Genomic DNA, 18507 nt, shown 5'->3' on the forward strand with positions numbered 1-18507 from the left:
GGAGTGCAGACCGCCCCCACCCCGCCGACACTGGCCGGGTGGGGGCGGTCGGCTTTTCCGGGAGGCACCGTGCACGGGATACGGGTGACGGCGGCGGCGACGGGCGCGGCGCTGCTCGCGGTACTGGCGGCCGGCTGCGGCAGCTCCGGCGGTTCGGGCGGCGGGTCCTCGCCGGCCGCCACGGGACCGGCGTCCGCCGCGTCCACGACCGCTGCCGCGGGCGCCGACAACGGGGTCGGGCAGCTGTCCGCCCCCGAGGCGCTGCAGCGGGCGGTGCGGGCGCTCAAGGATGCCGGGGCGGTGCGGGCGGTCGGCACCGTCAGCGGCGGCGGCTCGCAGATCAGCATGGACCTGCGGATGGACACCGTGGGCAGCTGCACCGGCACGCTCACCCAGAGCGGCACCGGCAGCTTCCAGGTGGTCAAGTCCGGGCAGCAGCTGTGGGTGAAACCGGACCTGGCGTTCTGGCAGAGCCACGGCGGCTCGGCCGCGGCCGAACTGGTCGGCGACCGCTACCTGAAGACCACCGCCGACAACGCCGACTTCGCCGAGATCGGCGACCTGTGCAACCTGGGCACCCTCGCCGACCAGATCGGCACCGGCAAGACCGACCTGGCCAAGGGCGCCCCGACCACCGTGCAGGGGCGCCCCGCCCTCACCTTGACCAACAGCGCCAGCACCGGCACCGGCACCCTGTACGTGGCCTCCACCGGCTCGCCGGTGCCGCTGCGGCTGGAGAAGGCCACCGGGACGGTCGACTTCAGCGACTTCGGCACGCCCGTGCCGACCGCCACGCCCGGGCCCGCGCAGAGCCTGGACCTGGACCAGTTGCAGTCGCCCGCCGCGTCCGCGTCGGTCTGAGCGCGGAACGCGAAGGCCCCGCCGGTGTGCCGGCGGGGCCCCTCGCGTTCCGACGCGGGGTCGGCGCGGATCAGGCGGTGAACTCCTGCAGCGACTTCTGCGCCTGGTCGAGCAGGGCCTGCCGGCCCGCCAGCTCGGCCTCCAGCTTGGCGGCCTTCGAGGCGTTGCCGGCCGCGCGGGCCTTGTCCAGGTCGGCCTGCAGCTTGTCCACGGCGGCCTGCAGCAGCGCGGTCATGCCGGTGGCGCGGGCTCGGGCCTCCGGGTTGGAGCGCTGCCACTCGGCCTCCTCGGCCTCGCGGACGGCGCGCTCCACGGTGGCCAGCCGGCCGTCCAGCTTCGGCCGGGCGTCGCGCGGGACGTGGCCGATCGCCTCCCAGCGCTCCGAGATGTCGCGCAGCGCGGCCTTGGCGGCCTTCAGGTCGGTGATCGGCAGGATCGCCTCGGCCTCGACCAGCAGCGCCTCCTTGGCCTTCTGGTTCTCGCCCTGCTCGGCGTCCCGCTCGGAGAACGCGGCGGACCGGGCCTGGAAGAAGACGTCCTGGGCGCCGCGGAAGCGGGCCCACAGCTCCTCCTCCGCGTCCCGCTGGGCGCGGCCGGCCGCCTTCCACTGCGTCATCAGGTCGCGGTAGGCGGCGGCGGTCGGGCCCCACTCGGTGGAGGCGGAGAGCGCCTCGGCCTGGGCGACCAGCTTCTCCTTCACCGAACGGGCCGACTCGCGCTCCGAGTCGAGCGCCGCGAAGTGCGCCTTGCGGTGCTTGGAGAACACCGAGCGGGCGTGCGAGAAGCGGTGCCACAGCTCGTCGTCGCTCTTGCGGTCCAGCCGCGGCAGCGCCTTCCAGCTGTCGACCAGGGCGCGCAGCCGGTCGCCGGCCTCCCGCCACTGGTTGGACTCGGCGAGCTGCTCGGCCTCGGCGACCAGCGCCTCCTTGGCGGCGCGGGTCTCGTCCTGGGCCTTCGCCCGGGCGGCCTTGCGCTCGCTCTGCCGGGCCTCGATCTCACCGGCCAGGGTGTCCAGCCGGCCGGCCAGCGCGGCCAGGTCGCCGACCGCGTGCGCCTCGGCGACCTGCGCGCGCAGGTGGTCCAGCGTGGTCTGCGCCTCCTTGGCGGCCAGGTCGGTCTTGCGCACCCGGTGCTCGAGGAGGGCGATCTCCGCCTCCAGGCCCTGGAACTTGCGCTCGAAGTAGGCGAGGGCCTCCTCCGGGGAGCCGGCCTGCCAGGAGCCGACCTGGCGTTCGCCGTCGGCCGTCCTGACGTAGACGTTCCCCTGCTCGTCGACACGGCCCCACGGGTCGCTGCTCACAGCGCCTCCTCCACATGACGCCACGCCCACGGGCGGGAGCGTCGTCCACAGTTGATGTCGGCGGACCGATGGAGTCCGCCGTCCCGAGCCGTCCTGGTCGTGCGCCGAGGGTGACGGCCGACGGTCTGGGCACCCTATACAACAGCAACATAGGCGACCAGCGCCGGTGCTGTCCGCATCCGGCGCCGGTCGATTTTCGCGGCGGCTCAGCCCTTGGCGGCCGTGATGCTCTTCACGTTGACCGGGGTCTTGGGCGCACCGTCGCCCGTCCCGGTCTGGGTACCGGCGTCGGCGATCTTCTGGAGCACGTCCAGGCCGCTGGTGATCTTGCCGAACGGCGTGTAGCTGGGCGGCAGTTGGGTGTCCTTGTAGACCAGGAAGAACTGGCTGCCGTTGGTGCCCGGGCCGGCGTTGGCCATCGCCACGGTGCCGGCCGGGTAGGTCGCGCCCTCGAGGTTCTCGTCGGCGAACTTGTAGCCCGGGCCGCCCGATCCGGTGCCGGTCGGGTCGCCGCACTGCAGGACGTAGATGCCCTCGGTGGTCAGGCGGTGGCACTTGGTGTTGTCCCAGAACTGCTGACCGGCCAGGAACACGAAGGAGTTGACGGTGTGCGGGGCCTTCGCCGCGTCCAGCGTGAAGGAGACCTTGCCCGCCGAGGTGTCGACGGTCGCGGTGTACGCGGCCTTGGTGTCGATCGTCATGGCCGGCTCGGCGTCCCACTTCTTGCCGGTGGGCTTCTCGGCCGGCGCGGCCGCCGCCTTGTCGTCCTTCTTGTCGTCCGAGGAGAACACGCCGGAGGCGACCGTGGCGACGCCCGCCACCACCACGACGGCCAGCACCGCGGCGACGATCGCGTTGCGCTTCTTGCGCTGGGCGGCCGCCTCGGCGCGCGCCTGGATCTGGCGCTCGTACTTCTCGCGGGCGAGCTGCCGCCGCCGCTGTTCGCTGCTGACCACCGGCCGTGTCTCCTAGTTGGGGGTGTTCGAAAGGGGGTTCGTGACTGTCGTGTGCGGATCATCGCACCCGTCGGCGGCCCAGTGTAAGGACCTCGTGCGTCAGTACGGGATCAGTGCGGAATGAGAAAGAGCTGAACGCCCCGGTAATCCGGTTCGCCCGCGGCCCCGCGCCGCCGGTAGGCTGCGGGGGTCAACGATCGCCACCGCACGGAACGAAGGACTCGCGTGTTCGTCGCCGGATTCCCCGCCGGGGCCTGGGGCACCAACTGCTACCTGGTCGCACCCGCCGCGGGCGAGGAGTGCGTGATCGTCGACCCCGGGCACGAAGCCGCGCAGGGCGTCGAGGAGTTGATCCGCGAGCACCGGCTCAAGCCGGTCGCCGTGCTGCTCACCCACGGGCACATCGACCACGTCGCCTCGGTCGTCCCGGTCTGCGGCGCGCAGGGCGTCCCGGCCTGGATCCACCCCGCGGACCGGTACATGCTGGCCGACCCGGAGAAGGCGCTCGGCCGCTCGCTCGGGCAGCAGCTGATGGGCTCGATCACGGTCGGCGAGCCGGACGAGGTCCGCGAGTTGACCGACGGCGCGCTGCTGGAGCTGGCCGGTCTGGAACTCACCGTCGACCACGCCCCGGGCCATACCGAGGGGTCGGTGACGTTCCGGACGCCCGCGGCCTCGGACATTCCTCCGGTGCTGTTCTCGGGCGACCTGCTCTTCGCCGGCTCCATCGGGCGTACCGACCTCCCGGGCGGGGACAGCGCGGCGATCATGCGCTCGCTGGCCCGGGTGTGCCTGCCCCTCGACGACGCGACCGTGGTGCTCTCCGGCCACGGCTCCCAGACCACCATCGGCCGAGAGCGCGCCACGAACCCCTACCTCCAGCAGGCAGCGGGGGCGGCAGGCGCCCCGGCTTTCCCGCGACGAGGAATGTGACGGAAGAGAAGTTGAGCACCTTCACCGCCCCCAAGGGCACCTACGACCTGCTGCCGCCCACCTCGGCGATCTTCCTGGCGGTCCGCGAGGCGATCTCCGCCCCCGCGCGCCGAGCCGGTTACGGCTACATCGAGACCCCGGTCTTCGAGGACGTGAAGCTGTTCTCCCGCGGTGTCGGCGAGTCCACCGACATCGTCACCAAGGAGATGTACAACCTGACCACCCGGGGCGGCGACGAGCTCGCACTGCGCCCCGAGGGCACCGCCTCGGTCCTGCGCGCCGCGCTCCAGGCCAACCTGCACAAGCAGGGCAACCTGCCGGTCAAGCTCTGGTACTCCGGCAACTACTACCGCTACGAGCGGATGCAGAAGGGCCGTTACCGGCAGTTCTCGCAGGTCGGCGCGGAGGCCATCGGCGCCGAGGACCCGGCGCTGGACGCGGAGTTGATCATCCTGGCGGACGACGCCTTCCGCTCGCTCGGCCTGTCGGACTACTCGCTGCTGCTCAACAGCCTCGGCGACAAGCAGTGCCGACCGGTCTACCGCGCCGCGCTGGTCGAGTTCCTGGCCGGTCTCGACCTGGACGAGGAGACCCGCCGCCGCGCGGAGATCAACCCGCTCCGGGTGCTGGACGACAAGCGCGAGTCGGTGCAGGCCCAGTTGGTGGACGCGCCCAAGCTGCGCGACTACCTGTGCGAGGACTGCAAGGCGTACGACGAGAAGGTCCGCGAACTGCTGACCCTCGCGGGCGTCGAGTTCACCGACGACCCGAAGCTGGTCCGCGGTCTGGACTACTACACCCGCACCACCTTCGAGTTCGTGCACAACCGCCTCGGGTCGCAGTCCGCGATCGGCGGTGGCGGCCGCTACGACGGCCTGTCCGAGATGATCGGCGGCCCGGCGCTGCCCTCGGTCGGCTGGGCGCTCGGCGTGGACCGCACCTACCTCGCGCTGGACGCCGAGGGCGTCGTCCTGGACCTGCCCTCCAGCACCGCGGTGTACGCGGTCGCGCTCAGCGAGGAGGCCAAGACCGTCCTGTTCGCCAAGACCGTCGAACTGCGCCGGCTCGGTGTGGCCACCGACCTCGCGTTCGGCGTCAAGGGCATCAAGAACGCCATGAAGTCGGCGGACCGATCCGGCGCCCGGTTCGCCGTGATCGCCGGCGACCGGGACCTCGCCGAGGGCGTGGTCCAGCTCAAGGACATGGAGTCCGGCGAGCAGACCCCCGTCGCCCTCGAGGCGCTCGTCACCACCCTGAAGGAGAAGCAGCTGTGATCCGCACGCACGACGCGGGCACGCTCCGCGCGGAGCACGCCGGCACCACCGTCACCCTGGCCGGCTGGGTGGCCCGTCGCCGCGACCACGGCGGCGTGGCCTTCATCGACCTGCGGGACGCCTCCGGCACCGTGCAGGTCGTGGTCCGCGACCTGGAGTCGGTGCACGGGCTGCGCTCCGAGTACTGCGTGAAGGTGGTCGGCGAGGTCCGGGTCCGCCCCGAGGGCAACGAGAACCCGGACATCCCGACCGGTGCGGTCGAGGTCGTCGTCGAGTCGATCGAGGTGCTGTCCGAGGCCGCGCCGCTGCCGTTCCAGGTCGCCGAGTACGAGCCGGGTTCGGTCAACGAGGAGGTGCGGCTGCGCTACCGCTACCTCGACCTGCGCCGCGAGGGCCCGGCCCGCGCGCTGCGGCTGCGCTCGAAGGTCAACCACATCATCCGCACGGTGATGGAGGAGAACGACTACCTCGACATCGAGACCCCGTACCTGACCCGCTCCACCCCCGAGGGCGCCCGCGACTTCCTGGTCCCGGTCCGCCTCCAGCCGGGCCACTGGTACGCCCTGCCGCAGTCGCCGCAGCTGTTCAAGCAGCTGCTGATGGTGGCCGGCATGGAGCGGTACTACCAGATCGCCCGCTGCTTCCGGGACGAGGACTTCCGCGCCGACCGGCAGCCGGAGTTCACCCAGCTCGACATCGAGGCGTCCTTCGTCGACCAGGAGGACATCCTGGCGCTCGGCGAGAAGATCGTCGCCCGGATCTGGAAGGACGTGCACGGGTACGAGATCCCGAACCCGCTGCCGCGCCTGACCTACGCCGACGCGATGTCCCGCTACGGCTCCGACAAGCCGGACGTCCGCTTCGGGCAGGAACTCACCGACCTGACCGAGTACTTCAAGGGCACCGAGTTCCGGGTCTTCCAGGCCCCGTACGTCGGCGCGGTCGTGATGCCCGGCGGCGCCTCGCAGCCCCGCAAGCAGCTCGACGCCTGGCAGGACTGGGCCAAGGCGCGCGGCGCCCGCGGCCTGGCGTACGTGCTGGTGGACGCCGAGACCGGCGAGCTGCGCGGCCCGGTCGCCAAGAACCTGTCCGAGGAGCACCTGGCCGGCCTGGCCGCCGCCGCGGGTGCCAAGCCCGGCGACGCGGTGTTCTTCGCGGCGGGCAAGAAGACCGCCTCGCAGGAGCTGCTGGGCGCCGCCCGCCTGGAGATCGGCCGCCGCTGCGGCCTGATCGACGAGTCGCAGTGGGCCTTCCTCTGGGTCGTGGACTTCCCGATGTTCGAGCCGATCGAGGACGACAAGGGCGAGTTCCAGGGCTGGCACGCGGTGCACCACCCGTTCACCGCGCCGACCGCCGAGTCGCTGGCCACCTTCGACACCGACCCGGGCAGCGCGCTCTCCAACGCGTACGACCTGGTGCTCAACGGCTCGGAGCTGGGCGGCGGTTCGATCCGTATCCACCAGCGGGACGTGCAGAAGCGGGCGTTCGACGCGATCGGCCTGTCCGAGGAGGAGGCCGCCCAGCAGTTCGGCTTCCTGCTGGACGCCTTCAACTACGGCCCGCCGCCGCACGGCGGCATCGCGCTCGGCCTGGACCGCGTGGTCACCCTGCTGGGCGGCTACGACACCATCCGGGACGTCATCGCCTTCCCGAAGACCTCCACCGGCGGCGACCCGCTGACCGGCGCGCCCACCCCGATCACCCCGGCCCAGCGCCGCGAGGCCGGCGTGGACGCCCAGCCGAAGGCCAAGGAGGCCAAGGAGAGCAAGGACGCCAAGGCCGAGGCCGAGCCGACCGCCTGACGCGGCGTCACCATCCCCGTCCGTTCCTGACGGGGCAGCACGGAGATCACGATTCGTTCCGGCCCCGGCCGGTGCGCACCTGCCAGGAGTAGGCTGCCACCGCCCGGGGCCGGACCGCTGCACGACGGGGTGCAGGGCGCAAGAAGGGTCAAGGATGACCGTACGGACCAGAGTCGAACTCCCCAGCGACGCCGCCGAGACGCGGCGCGTGCACATGGCGGCCTTCCCAGGCCCCGAAGAGGCGGACCTGGTGGACGCGCTGCGCCGCGACACCGCCTGGCTGCCCGCCCTCTCGCTGGTCGCGGTGGACGAGCGCGAGGTGGTCATCGGCCACGCGCTGCTCACCCGGCTGAAGATCGGGCCCGGCAAGGGGCTGGCCCTCGCACCCGTCGCCGTCGCCCCCGAGTGGCAGCGCAAGGGCGTCGGCACCGCCGTGGTGCGGGCCGCGCTGGCCGCCGCCGCCGAGGCGGGGGAGAGCACCGTCGTGGTGCTCGGCGACCCGGACTACTACGGCCGCTTCGGCTTCGTCCCGGCCGCCGGCCACCGGATCAGCGGGCCGTTCGAGGTGCCCGAGGGGTACTTCCAGGTGCTCGCGCTGCCCGGCCCCGACGGCGCCCCGCAGGGCCTGCCGCACGGGGTGTGCCGCTACCCGGCCCCGTTCGCCGAGGTCTGAGCCCCGGCCCGAGCGGGGCCCGGCACGGGCGACCGGCCGCCACCGGCCGCCCGGAACTGCACCTCCAGGTGCAGCCGGCAGGACTCCGCGAACGCCGCCATCGCGGGTGTCAACGCCCGCCCCGGCAGCCGGAACAGCCCCACCAGGCTCGGCGCCAGCCCGCGCACCGGCAGGCAGCGGACGTCCGGCAGGCCCGCCCAGCGGGCCACCGACTGCGGGGCGAACCCGACGCCCTGCCCGTACGCCACCGCCGCCATCCACTCGTCCGCGTTGTGCGCCACCGCCCCGATCCGGACCGGCCGGTCGCCGCGCTCCGGGGCGCCCAGCCAGTAGTCCCGCCACAGGCCGGCCTCCGTCGGTATCGCCACGAACGGCTCGTCCCACAGCTCCGCCGCGTCCACCTCGGCCCGCCCCGCCAGCGGGTGGTCGGCCGGCAGCACCACCCAGCGCTCCTCCCGGCCCAGCGGCACGTGCGCGTACCGGGCCGCCATCGCGGCCGGGGCGTGCCAGAGCGCCAGGTCCAGCTCGCCGGAGGCCAGGCCGGAGGACTCCTCGAACCAGTTGTTCTGCCGCATCCGCAGCCGCCAGCCCGGCATCCGGCGGGCGAAGTCCTCCACCACCGCCCGGCCCAGCAGGTTGATCGTCGACCCCTCGAAGCCGACCCGCAGCTCCCCGCCCGCGTCCGCCGCCGCCTGCCGGGTCGCCCGCAGCGCCGCCGCCCAGCCGGCCAGCAGCTCCCGCCCGTGCGTGGCCAGCACCGCGCCGGCCGCCGTCGGCGTCACCCCCGTCTTCGAGCGGCGGAACAGCTCGACGCCCAACTCCCGCTCCAGCGCCCGGACCTGTTTGGTCAGCGTGGGCTGGCTCACGCCCAGCCGGGCCGCGGCGGCCGTCAGCTGGCCCTCCTCGCACACCACCGTGAGGTACCGCAGCAGCCGGGTGTCCACATCCATGCCCGTAGGTTATGGAGCAATGCATTGGACCCCGCACCCGGGGGTGTTCCACAGTGGGGCGGCCGACCCCGGCGGGGCGGCACCGGCGGTCACGGGGGGCTGCCGGTTCCGACCCGCCGGGGCTGCGCCGACCTGCGCGGACGCCTGATCGACCGTAACCTGAGGGATCGTCAGCACAGGCGTTCGGCGGAGGGCAGACACGGTGGCGGAATCCAAGGGCGGGAAGAAGTCCGGCGGCGTCAAGCGCATGCCGAAGAAGGTCTACGAGGCGGAGCTGCTCCGGCTCCAGCGCGAACTCGTCAAGATGCAGGAGTGGGTGCGCACCGAGGGCGTCCGGATGGTGGTGGTCTTCGAGGGCCGCGACGCCGCCGGCAAGGGCGGCGCCATCAAGCGGGTCACCGAGTACCTCAACCCCCGGCTGGCCCGGATCGCCGCCCTCCCCGCCCCCACCGAGCGCCAGCGCGGCCAGTGGTACTTCCAGCGCTACGTCGAACAGCTGCCCGCCGCCGGGGAGATGGTGCTGTTCGACCGCTCCTGGTACAACCGGGCCGGCGTCGAGAAGGTGATGGGCTTCTGCAGCGACGAGGAGTACTGGCAGTTCCTGCACCAGTGCCCCACCTTCGAGCGGATGCTGATCGAGGCCGGCATCGTGCTGCGCAAGTACTGGTTCTCGGTCAGCGACGTCGAGCAGGAGCGCCGCTTCCGCGACCGGCTCTCCGACCCGATGCGGCAGTGGAAGCTCTCCCCGATGGACGTCGAGTCGATCACCCGCTGGGAGGACTACTCGCGGGCCAAGGACGAGATGTTCGTCTACACCGACATCCCCGAGTCGCCGTGGAACGTGGTCGACAGCGACGACAAGCGCCGCTCCCGGATCAACATGATCGCCCACCTGCTCTCCTCCGTCCCCTACCACGAGGTGGTCAAGCCCGCCGTCACCCTGCCGCCGCGCCCCGAGCCGCGCGGCTACCAGCGGCCGCCGCGCGACCTGCAGAAGTACGTGTTCGACCACGCCGCGACCGTGCTCGCGCAGTAGGGTCGTCCAATGGCGAAGTACTTCGACGTGCACCCCGAGACCCCCCAGCCGCGCACGATCTCCACCGTGGTCGCGGCCGTCCGGGACGGCGCCCTCATCGCGTACCCCACCGACTCCTGCTTCGCGCTCGGCTGCCGGCTCGACAACCGGGACGGCCTCGACCGGATCAGGAGCATCCGGCGGCTCGACGAGCGGCACCACTTCACCCTGATGTGCGAGGACTTCGCCCAGCTCGGCCGGTTCGTCCAGCTCGACAACAACGTCTTCCGCGCCGTCAAGGCCGCCACCCCCGGCAGCTACACCTTCATCCTCCCCGCCACCAAGGAGGTGCCGCGCCGGCTGCTCCACCCCAAGAAGAAGACCGTCGGCGTCCGCATCCCCGACCACCCCGTCACCCGCGCCCTGCTCACCGAGCTCGGCGAGCCCCTGGTCTCCAGCACGCTGCTGCTGCCCGGCCAGGAGGAGCCGATGACCCAGGGCTGGGAGATCAAGGAGGAGCTCGACCACGTGGTGGACATCGTGGTCGACTCCGGCGACTGCGGCACCGTCCCGACCACCGTGGTCGACTTCTCCGACGGCACCGCCGAGATCGTCCGGTACGGCGCGGGGGACCCGGCACGCTTCGAGTAGCGCGGTCCCCGGGCGTCCGTCCGGTCGCATAGGCTCGTGGCGTGGACGAGCCCGACCTTTTCACGCACGCCGCCGAGGAGCGCCGGAACACCGAGCCGGGGCGCGCCCCGCTGGCGGTGCGGATGCGGCCCCGGACGCTGGACGAGGTCGCCGGGCAGCGCCAACTGCTGCGCGACGGCTCGCCGTTGCGGCGGCTGGTGGCGGGGGCGAAGGGCCCGGCGGCGACCAGTTCGGTGATCCTCTGGGGGCCGCCGGGGACGGGCAAGACCACGCTGGCGCACGTGATCAGCCAGGCCGTGGAGGGCCGGTTCGTCGAGCTCTCCGCGATCACCCACGGCGTCAAGGAGGTCCGGGCGGTGATCGACGGCGCCCGGCGCGCCATCGGCATGAGCGGCCGCGAGACGGTGCTGTTCCTGGACGAGATCCACCGCTTCTCCAAGGCCCAGCAGGACTCGCTGCTGCCCGCCGTGGAGAACCGCTGGGTGACGCTGATCGCCGCGACCACCGAGAACCCGTACTTCTCGGTGATCTCGCCGCTGCTGTCCCGCTCGCTGCTGCTCACCCTGGAGTCGCTGACCGACGAGGACGTCCGGGCCCTGCTGCGCCGCGCCGTCGCCGACGAGCGCGGCCTGGGCGGGAGCGTGGAGCTGAGCCCGGAGGCCGAGGACCACCTGGTCCGGCTGGCCGGGGGCGACGCCCGGCGGGCGCTGACCACGCTGGAGGCGGCGGCCGGCGCGGCGCTGGAGCAGGGCGAGCGGGTGCTGACCCTGGAGACGACCGAGACGGCCGTCAACCAGGCCGCGGTCCGCTACGACCGGGACGGCGACCAGCACTACGACGTGGCGAGCGCGCTGATCAAGTCGATCCGGGGCAGCGACGTGGACGCCACCCTGCACTACCTGGCCCGGATGATCGAGGCGGGGGAGGACCCGCGGTTCATCGCCCGCCGCCTGATGATCTCCGCCAGCGAGGACGTCGGCCTGGCCGACCCGACCGCGCTGTCCACCGCCGTCGCGGCCGCCCAGGCGGTGGCGCTGATCGGCTTCCCGGAGGCCCGGATCATCCTCTCCCAGGCGGCGATCGCGCTGGCCCTGGCGCCCAAGTCGAACGCCGCCTACCTGGCGATCGACGCCGCGCTGGCCGACGTCCGGCAGGGGCTGGCGGGCGCGGTGCCCGCGCACCTGCGGGACGCGCACTACGGCGGGGCGAAGAAGCTCGGGCACGGCAAGGGCTACCAGTACCCGCACGACCTGCCGGAGGGCATCGCCGCCCAGCAGTACGCGCCGGACGAGGTGCACGGCAAGGAGTACTACCGGCCGACCCGGCGCGGCGGCGAGGCCCGGTACGCGGACATCGCGGAGTGGACCAGGGCCCGGCTCAAGGGGGAGTGAACAGCCTGTAGACTGTCCGCAGTGTGTCCCGGGCCCGGGGTTCCGCGAGGAGCGACCGGCCGCACCAGCGGGGCACTGAACGGGGCTCTCCCGCAAGGGGGTTCCCCAGGAGCGGCGCGCACCGGTCTTCGGTGTCGCGGGCAGCCCACCACCCTTCCCGGTCGGTGGGCCTCTCGTGTGCAAGCACATAGTGCCCGGTCGCGGAGAGCGGCTGATCGTCCGGCGACGGGCGGTTTTTCTCCGGACCGCGAGAAGCGTCCTCCGTCAACACCTGGTGACAGCCGTAACTGAACAGGAAAAGGAAACATGGCGAACCAGAAGCGCCCCAAGGTCAAGATTGCCCGTGCTCTCGGCATTCCGCTGACCCCGAAGTCCGTCAAGTACTTCGAGGCCCGCCCGTACCCGCCCGGCCAGCACGGCCGCGGCCGCAAGCAGAACTCCGACTACAAGGTCCGTCTGACCGAGAAGCAGCGTCTGCGCGCGCAGTACGACCTCAGCGAGAAGCAGATGGCGCGTGCCTTCGAGGCCGCCAAGAAGGTCGGCGGCAAGACCGGCGAGGCCCTGGTCGGCCTGCTGGAGGTCCGTCTCGACTCCCTGGTCCTGCGTTCGGGCATCGCCCGCACCATCTACCAGGCCCGCCAGATGGTCGTGCACGGTCACATCGAGGTCAACGGCGCGAAGGTCAACAAGCCGTCGTTCCAGATGAAGCCGGGCTACGTCGTCACGGTGAAGGACAAGTCCAAGGAGAAGGTCCCCTTCCAGGTGGCTCGCGAGGGCGGCAACGCCGGCGAGGGCCAGACCCCGAAGTACCTCGAGGTCAACCTGAAGGCCCTGGCCTTCCGCCTGGACCGGGCGCCGCAGCGCCGCGAGGTTCCGGTCATCTGCGACGAGCAGCTCGTCGTCGAGTACTACTCGCGCTGACCCGCGAGCGGAACGCCCCCTCGGTCCTCGGACCGCGGGGGCGTTTCCCGTTCCCGGGCCCCGCCCGCGGGCCGACCCTCCCGGGGAGGTGGCGGGTCGGGAGGCGACCCGCGGTCACGGTAGGGTTCAACCCTGGGATTGCAAGAGTGTGACCGCACAGCGAGGGAGCGCGCGAAGGTGTCCGTGGGAGAGCTGGCCGGGCTGCTGGTCGCCGTCTTCTGGGCGGTCCTGGTCACCCTGCTCGCGGTGGTGCTGGTCCGGCTGTCCAAGGTGCTGCGGGAGGCGACCGGGCTGGTCGCCGCCGTGACCGAGCAGGCCGTCCCGCTGCTGCGGGACGCGAACACCGCGGTCCGCAGCGCGAACGAGCAGCTGGAGCGGGTCGACGAGATCACCGCCAACGTGCAGGACGCCGCGGCCGACGCCAAGGCGCTGTCCTCCACGGTGGCGGCCACGCTGGGCGGGCCGCTGGTCAAGCTGGCCGCGTTCAGCTACGGCGTGCGGAAGGCCGTGGCCCGGCAGCAGTCCGGGGTGACGGTGCCTCAGCAGGCCGGTGAGCGCGAGGAGTTGGCCCGGATGATCCGGGCCGAGGTGCGGGCGGCGACGGCGCCGCGCGGCGGGCTGCTGGCCCGGGTCCGCCGGGCCGTGAGGGGCTGACGGCAATGGTGCGCAGGATCTTCTGGATGGCCGTCGGCGCGGGCGCCGCGGTGTGGGCGATGGGCAAGGCCAACGAGGCGGTGCACCGCCTCACCCCGGACTCGCTGTCCGGCACCGCGGCCCGCGGCGCGCTGCACGCCGGTGACGCGGCCAAGCGCTTCGCGCTGGACGTGAAGGCCGGCATGGCCGAGCGCGAGCGGCAGCTGCGGGCGGACCTCGGCCTGGACGGCTCCGCGGTGGTCGAGCCGCCGCGCCGCCTGCTGCGCGGCGCGGCCGCCGACGGCAGCGGCCGAGCTATCTCGGCGGCCCCGGGCTCCCCGGCCGCCGCCCTGCCCCCGTCGCGCACCCCGCGCACCCCCCAAGCCATCGTTGCCAAGTCCCGTCAGCGCGAGCTGCCGGGCCGCACGACCGATCGGAAGGACCCCCACTGATGGAGTCGGCAGAGATCCGCCGCCGCTGGCTGCGCTTCTTCGAGGAGCGCGGCCACACCGTCGTACCGTCGGCCTCGCTGGTCGCCGACGACCCCACCCTGCTGCTGGTGAACGCCGGCATGGTGCCGTTCAAGCCGTACTTCCTGGGTGAGATCAAGCCGCAGTTCCAGCGCGCCACCAGCGTGCAGAAGTGCGTCCGCACGCTGGACATCGAGGAGGTCGGGAAGACCACCCGGCACGGCTCGTTCTTCCAGATGTGCGGCAACTTCTCGTTCGGCGACTACTTCAAGGAAGGCGCCATCACGTTCGCCTGGGAGCTGCTGACCAGCCCGGTGGCGGACGGCGGCTACGGCCTGGAGCCCGAGAAGCTCTGGATCACCGTCTACCAGGACGACGACGAGGCCGAGCAGATCTGGCGGGACGTGATCGGCGTCCCGTCCGAGCGGATCCAACGCCTCGGCATGAAGGACAACTTCTGGTCGATGGGCGTCCCCGGCCCGTGCGGCCCGTGCTCGGAGATCAACTACGACCGCGGCCCCGCGTACGGCGAGGAGGGCGGCCCGGCGGTCAACGGCGAGCGCTACCTGGAGATCTGGAACCTGGTCTTCATGCAGTACGAGCGCGGCCACGGCGACGGCAAGGACGGGTTCGAGATCCTCGGCGACCTGCCGAGCAAGAACATCGACACCGGCCTCGGCCTGGAGCGCCTCGCCGCGATCCTGCAGGGCGTCGACAACCTGTTCGAGATCGACACCTCGCGGATGATCCTCGACCGCGCCGCCGAGCTCACCGGCCACACCTACGGCGCGGACCACAGGTCGGACGTCTCGCTGCGCGTGGTCACCGACCACTTCCGCACCGCGCTGATGCTGGTCGGCGACGGCGTCACCCCCGGCAACGAGGGCCGCGGCTACGTGCTGCGCCGGATCCTGCGCCGGGCGATCCGCAACATGCGGCTGCTGGGCGCCACCGAGCCGGTCGCCAAGGACCTGATCGACATCTCGATCAAGGCGATGGCCCCGCAGTACCCGGAGCTGGAGAGCGACCGCAAGCGGATCGAGACCGTGGTGGTCGCGGAGGAGAACGCCTTCCTGCAGACCCTGCGCTCCGGCACCAACCTGCTGGACGCCGCCGTCACCGAGACCAAGCAGTCCGGCGGCGCGGTGCTCTCCGGCGAGCAGGCGTTCAAGCTGCACGACACCTACGGCTTCCCGATCGACCTGACCCTGGAGATGGCCGAGGAGCAGGGCCTCCAGGTCGACGAGGCCGGCTTCCGCCGCCTGATGCAGGAGCAGCGGGACCGCGCCAAGGCCGACGCCAGGGCGAAGAAGATGGGCCACGCCGACGTCGCCGCGTACCGCGAGGTCGCCGACCAGGCGGGCGCGTCGGTCTTCACCGGCTACGCGCACACCGAGGGCGAGGCCACCGTGGTCGGCCTGCTGGTGGACGGCGTCCCGTCGCCCGCGGCCACCGAGGGCGACGAGGTCGAGATCGTCCTCGACCGCACCCCGTTCTACGCCGAGGGCGGCGGCCAGCTCGCCGACCACGGCCGGATCCGCCTCGACTCCGGCGCGGTGGTCGAGATCCGCGACGTCCAGCAGCCGGTGCCGGGCGTGATCGTGCACTCCGGCGGGGTGCTGTTCGGCGAGGTGGTGCTCGGCGCGTCCGCGTACGCCACCATCGACACCGACCGCCGCCGGGCCGTCTCGCGCGCCCACTCGGCCACCCACCTGACCCACCAGGCGCTGCGCGACGCGCTCGGCCCGACCGCCGCGCAGGCCGGTTCGGAGAACGCGCCGGGCCGCTTCCGCTTCGACTTCGGCTCGCCCGCCGCCGTTCCCGGCTCGGTGCTGACCGACGTCGAGCAGAAGATCAACGAGGTGCTGGTCCGCGAACTCGACGTCACCGCCGAGGTGATGACGATGGACCAGGCCCGCAAGCAGGGCGCCATCGCGATGTTCGGCGAGAAGTACGGCGACTCGGTGCGCGTGGTCACCATCGGCGACTTCTCCAAGGAGCTGTGCGGCGGCACGCACGTCGGCAACACCGCCCAGCTGGGCCTGGTGAAGCTGCTCGGCGAGTCCTCGATCGGCTCCGGCGTGCGCCGGGTGGAGGCGCTGGTCGGCGTCGACGCGTACAAGTTCCTGGCCCGCGAGCACACCGTGGTGTCCCAGCTGACCGAACTGGTCAAGGGCCGCCCGGAGGAGCTGCCGGAGAAGATCTCCGGCATGCTCGCCAAGCTCAAGGACGCCGAGAAGGAGATCGAGAGGTTCCGCGCGGAGAAGGTGCTGCAGGCCGCCGCGGGCCTGGCCGAGGGCGCGGAGGACGTCCGGGGCGTGGCCCTGGTCGCCGCCCGGGTCGCCGACGGCACCGGCGCCGACGAGCTGCGCAAGCTGGTGCTGGACGTCCGGGCCCGGCTGGGCTCCCGCCCGGCCGTGGTGGCGGCGTTCACGGTCGCCAACGACCGCCCGCTGACCGTGATCGCCACCAACGAGGACGCCCGCGGCCGCGGCATCAAGGCCGGCGAGCTGGTCCGCACCGCGGCGAAGACCCTCGGCGGCGGCGGTGGCGGCAAGGACGACGTGGCGCAGGGCGGCGGCAGCAACCCGGCCGCGGTCGGCGAGGCGATCGAGGCCGTCCGGGCGCTGGTGGCCGAGCGCGCGTGAGCGAGCAGCACGGCGAAGTCCCGGAGAAGGTCTTCCGGCGCGGCCGGCGGATCGCCGTCGACGTGGGTGACGCCCGGATCGGGGTCGCGGTCTGCGACCCCGACGGGCTGATCGCCACGCCGGTGGAGACCGTCCCCGCCGGGGGCCGCTCGCAGGCCCGGCTGAAGGCGATCGTCGAGGAGTACGAGGTGGTCGAGGTGGTGGTCGGCCTGCCGCGCTCGCTGAACGGCAAGGAGGGCCCGGCCGCCGCCAAGGTCCGCGAGTACGCGGGCCGGCTGGCCGGACTGCTGTACCCGGTCGGGGTGCGGCTGGTGGACGAGCGGATGACGACCGTCACCGCCGCCGCCGGGCTGCGGGCCTCGGGCCGGTCGTCCAAGAAGGGCCGCTCGGTGATCGACCAGGCAGCCGCCGTGGTGATCCTGCAGTCGGCGCTTGAGACCGAACGGGTGAGCGGTCGGGCGCCCGGTGAGAGTGTCGAGCCGGTCATCTGATCGGTTCGGGTTAGCTTCCCGGTAGAGGGGCCCGTGCGGACGCGCGTCCGCACGGGCCCCTCTCTCCTTGCCCGCCGCCGGAAGGCCCCGTCGTGACCGACCCGTACACCGCGCCCGGCCTGACGCCCGGTCACCTCGGCGCCCCCGCTGTCGAGCCCGAGTCCGCGCCGCCCGGCCTGCCGTACGGCGTCGAGCCGCCCGACCCGCGCCGGGTCCGCACCGGCGCCGCCTGCTGCCTGAGCGTCGCGGGCCTGCTCGGGGTGGTGGCGACGGTGGCGGTGGCGGCGCTGCTGCTCTGGCCGGAGGGGAAGCAGGCCGCCCCGGACTTCGCCGGCGGCGGCAGCGGGCAGGTGCAGATCTCGGTCGCCCAGGGCGCCAGCATCACCCAGATCGGCAAGGCCCTGGCGGACCGGCACGTCATCGCCTCCACCCGGGCGTTCACCGAGGCCGCCGCCAAGAGCCCGGCCGGCGACCGCATCCAGCCCGGCACGTACACCCTCCGGGAGAAGATGTCGGCGGTCTCGGCGCTCAACCTGCTGCTCGACCCCGCCAACGCCAACGCCCTGACCGTTCCCGAGGGTTGGCGCTCCGCCCAGGTGTACGCCGCGATCGACACCCGGCTCGGCCTGCCCGCCGGCACCGCGAAAGCCACCGCCGAGCAGCACGCCGCCGAACTCGGCCTGCCCGCCGACGCGGCCGGCCGGCCCGAGGGCTACCTCTACCCCTCGACCTACCCCGTCACCGGCGACTCCACCGCCCTCACCCTCCTCCAGGGCATGGTCAAGCAGGCCGGCACCGTCCTGGCCGCCGACGGACTCGACCAGGCCGCCGCCGCCAACAACCTCTCCCCGTACGGGGTGCTGGCCGTCGCCAGCCTCGCCCAGGCCGAGGCCGACAACCCCGAGGACATGGCCCGGGTCGCCCGGGTCGTCTACAACCGGCTCGCCAAGAACATGCCGCTGCAGCTCGACTCCACCATCAACTACGCCCTCGGCCGCTCCACCCTCACCACCACCCAGACCGACACCAGGCTCGACTCCCCGTTCAACACCTACGCCCACCCCGGGCTGCCGCCCACCCCCATCGGCAACCCCGGCCCCGACGCGCTGCGGGCCGCCGTCCACCCCGCCGACGGTGACTGGCTGTACTTCGTCACGGTCCGCCCGGGCGACACCAGGTTCACCGACAGCCCCGAGCAGCACCGCAAGAACGTCGACGAGTTCAACGCCTACCGGGCCCAGCACGCCTCCCCGGCGCCTCCGGCGCCCGCCCCCCGCGGCGGCCGCTGACGGCCGCTGACGGCCGTTGGCTACGCTGCGGTACGGTAGCGTCTCCCCCCACGTGCTGCGCCGGCACGCGGGTTCGACGGCCACCCTGAACGCGGTAAGGGGATCGATGACTGATCAGAGCGGGCACTACGGTGCCCAGGGCGACCAGCCGTGGTACCCCGGGGAGCAGCCCCCGCACGACCAGCAGGCGCAGCAGCACCAGCACCAGCAGCAGGGCTACGGACACCAGCCGCAGGCCCAGCAGCAGTC

17 protein-coding genes are annotated in these 18507 nt (G+C 72.8%); 14 read left to right on the plus strand and 3 right to left on the minus strand.

Annotation, left to right across the window (positions count from 1 at the left end):
* The first annotated feature begins 69 nt into the window (after positions 1-69).
* Positions 70-861 carry a hypothetical protein gene (locus ACIOHG_RS16910; RefSeq protein WP_400950823.1) on the plus strand — a complete coding sequence of 264 codons (792 nt, stop codon included), beginning with the start codon at positions 70-72 and terminating at the stop codon, positions 859-861.
* A 70-nt stretch (positions 862-931) separates the two neighbouring features.
* Here the strand turns inward: ACIOHG_RS16910 and ACIOHG_RS16915 are convergent, their stop codons facing one another.
* Both ACIOHG_RS16915 and ACIOHG_RS16920 read right to left on the minus strand, forming a co-directional pair.
* The gene (locus ACIOHG_RS16915; RefSeq protein ID WP_400950824.1) at positions 932-2161 is read right to left on the minus strand and encodes a DUF349 domain-containing protein; all 1230 of its coding nucleotides are present in this window, start codon (positions 2159-2161) and stop codon (positions 932-934) included.
* A gap of 206 nt (positions 2162-2367) precedes the next feature.
* The gene (locus tag ACIOHG_RS16920) at positions 2368-3117 is read right to left on the minus strand and encodes a peptidylprolyl isomerase (protein ID WP_400950826.1); all 750 of its coding nucleotides are present in this window, start codon (positions 3115-3117) and stop codon (positions 2368-2370) included.
* A 225-nt stretch (positions 3118-3342) separates the two neighbouring features.
* On the opposite strand from ACIOHG_RS16920, the gene ACIOHG_RS16925 reads away from it, so the two are divergent.
* The 4 genes from ACIOHG_RS16925 to ACIOHG_RS16940 all read left to right on the plus strand — a co-directional run bounded on the left by ACIOHG_RS16925 (position 3343) and on the right by ACIOHG_RS16940 (position 7799).
* A complete protein-coding gene (locus ACIOHG_RS16925; RefSeq protein ID WP_400950828.1) occupies positions 3343-4050 on the plus strand; it encodes an MBL fold metallo-hydrolase in 708 nt (235 codons plus the stop codon).
* A gap of 11 nt (positions 4051-4061) precedes the next feature.
* On the plus strand, positions 4062-5324 hold the full coding sequence (gene hisS / locus ACIOHG_RS16930; RefSeq protein WP_400950831.1) for a histidine--tRNA ligase: 1263 nt from the start codon (positions 4062-4064) through the stop codon (positions 5322-5324).
* Positions 5321-7126, plus strand: a complete 1806-nt coding sequence (gene aspS, locus ACIOHG_RS16935) for an aspartate--tRNA ligase (protein ID WP_400950833.1) — start codon at positions 5321-5323, stop codon at positions 7124-7126. Before hisS ends, aspS begins: the two co-directional genes overlap by 4 nt.
* A 154-nt stretch (positions 7127-7280) precedes the next feature.
* Positions 7281-7799, plus strand: coding sequence for a GNAT family N-acetyltransferase (locus tag ACIOHG_RS16940; RefSeq protein WP_400950835.1), 519 nt, complete (start codon positions 7281-7283; stop codon positions 7797-7799).
* Here the strand turns inward: ACIOHG_RS16940 and ACIOHG_RS16945 are convergent.
* Positions 7772-8749, minus strand: a complete 978-nt coding sequence (locus ACIOHG_RS16945; RefSeq protein WP_400950838.1) for a LysR family transcriptional regulator — start codon at positions 8747-8749, stop codon at positions 7772-7774. The two genes, ACIOHG_RS16940 and ACIOHG_RS16945, sit on opposite strands and share 28 nt — an antisense overlap.
* Before the next feature lie 247 nt (positions 8750-8996).
* Between ACIOHG_RS16945 and ppk2 the strand changes: the two genes are divergently transcribed.
* The 9 genes from ppk2 (at position 8997) to mltG (ending at position 18258) form a co-directional block, all read left to right on the plus strand.
* Positions 8997-9785 carry a polyphosphate kinase 2 gene (gene ppk2, locus ACIOHG_RS16950; RefSeq protein ID WP_400951191.1) on the plus strand — a complete coding sequence of 263 codons (789 nt, stop codon included), beginning with the start codon at positions 8997-8999 and terminating at the stop codon, positions 9783-9785.
* Positions 9786-9794: 9 nt separating this feature from the next.
* Positions 9795-10415: an L-threonylcarbamoyladenylate synthase gene (locus ACIOHG_RS16955; protein WP_400950841.1), complete on the plus strand. Its 621-nt coding sequence runs from the start codon at positions 9795-9797 to the stop codon at positions 10413-10415.
* A gap of 41 nt (positions 10416-10456) precedes the next feature.
* Positions 10457-11806: a replication-associated recombination protein A gene (locus ACIOHG_RS16960; RefSeq protein WP_400950843.1), complete on the plus strand. Its 1350-nt coding sequence runs from the start codon at positions 10457-10459 to the stop codon at positions 11804-11806.
* 306 nt (positions 11807-12112) lie between these two features.
* Positions 12113-12727 carry a 30S ribosomal protein S4 gene (rpsD, locus tag ACIOHG_RS16965; RefSeq protein WP_400950845.1) on the plus strand — a complete coding sequence of 205 codons (615 nt, stop codon included), beginning with the start codon at positions 12113-12115 and terminating at the stop codon, positions 12725-12727.
* A gap of 177 nt (positions 12728-12904) precedes the next feature.
* On the plus strand, positions 12905-13381 hold the full coding sequence (locus tag ACIOHG_RS16970; RefSeq protein ID WP_400950848.1) for a DUF948 domain-containing protein: 477 nt from the start codon (positions 12905-12907) through the stop codon (positions 13379-13381).
* Between the two features lie 5 nt (positions 13382-13386).
* Positions 13387-13812 carry a DUF6167 family protein gene (locus tag ACIOHG_RS16975; protein ID WP_400950851.1) on the plus strand — a complete coding sequence of 142 codons (426 nt, stop codon included), beginning with the start codon at positions 13387-13389 and terminating at the stop codon, positions 13810-13812.
* On the plus strand, positions 13812-16478 hold the full coding sequence (alaS, locus tag ACIOHG_RS16980; protein ID WP_400950854.1) for an alanine--tRNA ligase: 2667 nt from the start codon (positions 13812-13814) through the stop codon (positions 16476-16478). Before ACIOHG_RS16975 ends, alaS begins: the two co-directional genes overlap by 1 nt.
* Entirely contained in the window at positions 16475-16969 is a 495-nt protein-coding gene (gene ruvX / locus ACIOHG_RS16985; protein WP_400950856.1) for a Holliday junction resolvase RuvX, read from the plus strand. Before alaS ends, ruvX begins: the two co-directional genes overlap by 4 nt.
* A 92-nt stretch (positions 16970-17061) precedes the next feature.
* On the plus strand, positions 17062-18258 hold the full coding sequence (gene mltG, locus ACIOHG_RS16990; RefSeq protein ID WP_400950858.1) for an endolytic transglycosylase MltG: 1197 nt from the start codon (positions 17062-17064) through the stop codon (positions 18256-18258).
* Positions 18259-18507: the final 249 nt, after the last annotated feature.

The sequence above is a fragment of the Kitasatospora sp. NPDC088134 genome (genome assembly GCF_044741705.1).
Taxonomy (GTDB): domain Bacteria; phylum Actinomycetota; class Actinomycetes; order Streptomycetales; family Streptomycetaceae; genus Kitasatospora.

What these genes read in the sequence shown, in the direction of transcription:
- ACIOHG_RS16940 (WP_400950835.1), top strand. Translation starts at nt 7,281, where the DNA reads ATGACCGTACGGACCAGAGTCGAACTCCCCAGCGACGCCGCCGAGACG.
- ACIOHG_RS16945 (WP_400950838.1), bottom strand. Translation starts at nt 8,749, where the DNA reads ATGGATGTGGACACCCGGCTGCTGCGGTACCTCACGGTGGTGTGCGAG.
- ppk2 (WP_400951191.1), top strand. Translation starts at nt 8,997, where the DNA reads ATGCCGAAGAAGGTCTACGAGGCGGAGCTGCTCCGGCTCCAGCGCGAA.
- ACIOHG_RS16955 (WP_400950841.1), top strand. Translation starts at nt 9,795, where the DNA reads ATGGCGAAGTACTTCGACGTGCACCCCGAGACCCCCCAGCCGCGCACG.
- rpsD (WP_400950845.1), top strand. Translation starts at nt 12,113, where the DNA reads ATGGCGAACCAGAAGCGCCCCAAGGTCAAGATTGCCCGTGCTCTCGGC.
- ACIOHG_RS16975 (WP_400950851.1), top strand. Translation starts at nt 13,387, where the DNA reads ATGGTGCGCAGGATCTTCTGGATGGCCGTCGGCGCGGGCGCCGCGGTG.
- alaS (WP_400950854.1), top strand. Translation starts at nt 13,812, where the DNA reads ATGGAGTCGGCAGAGATCCGCCGCCGCTGGCTGCGCTTCTTCGAGGAG.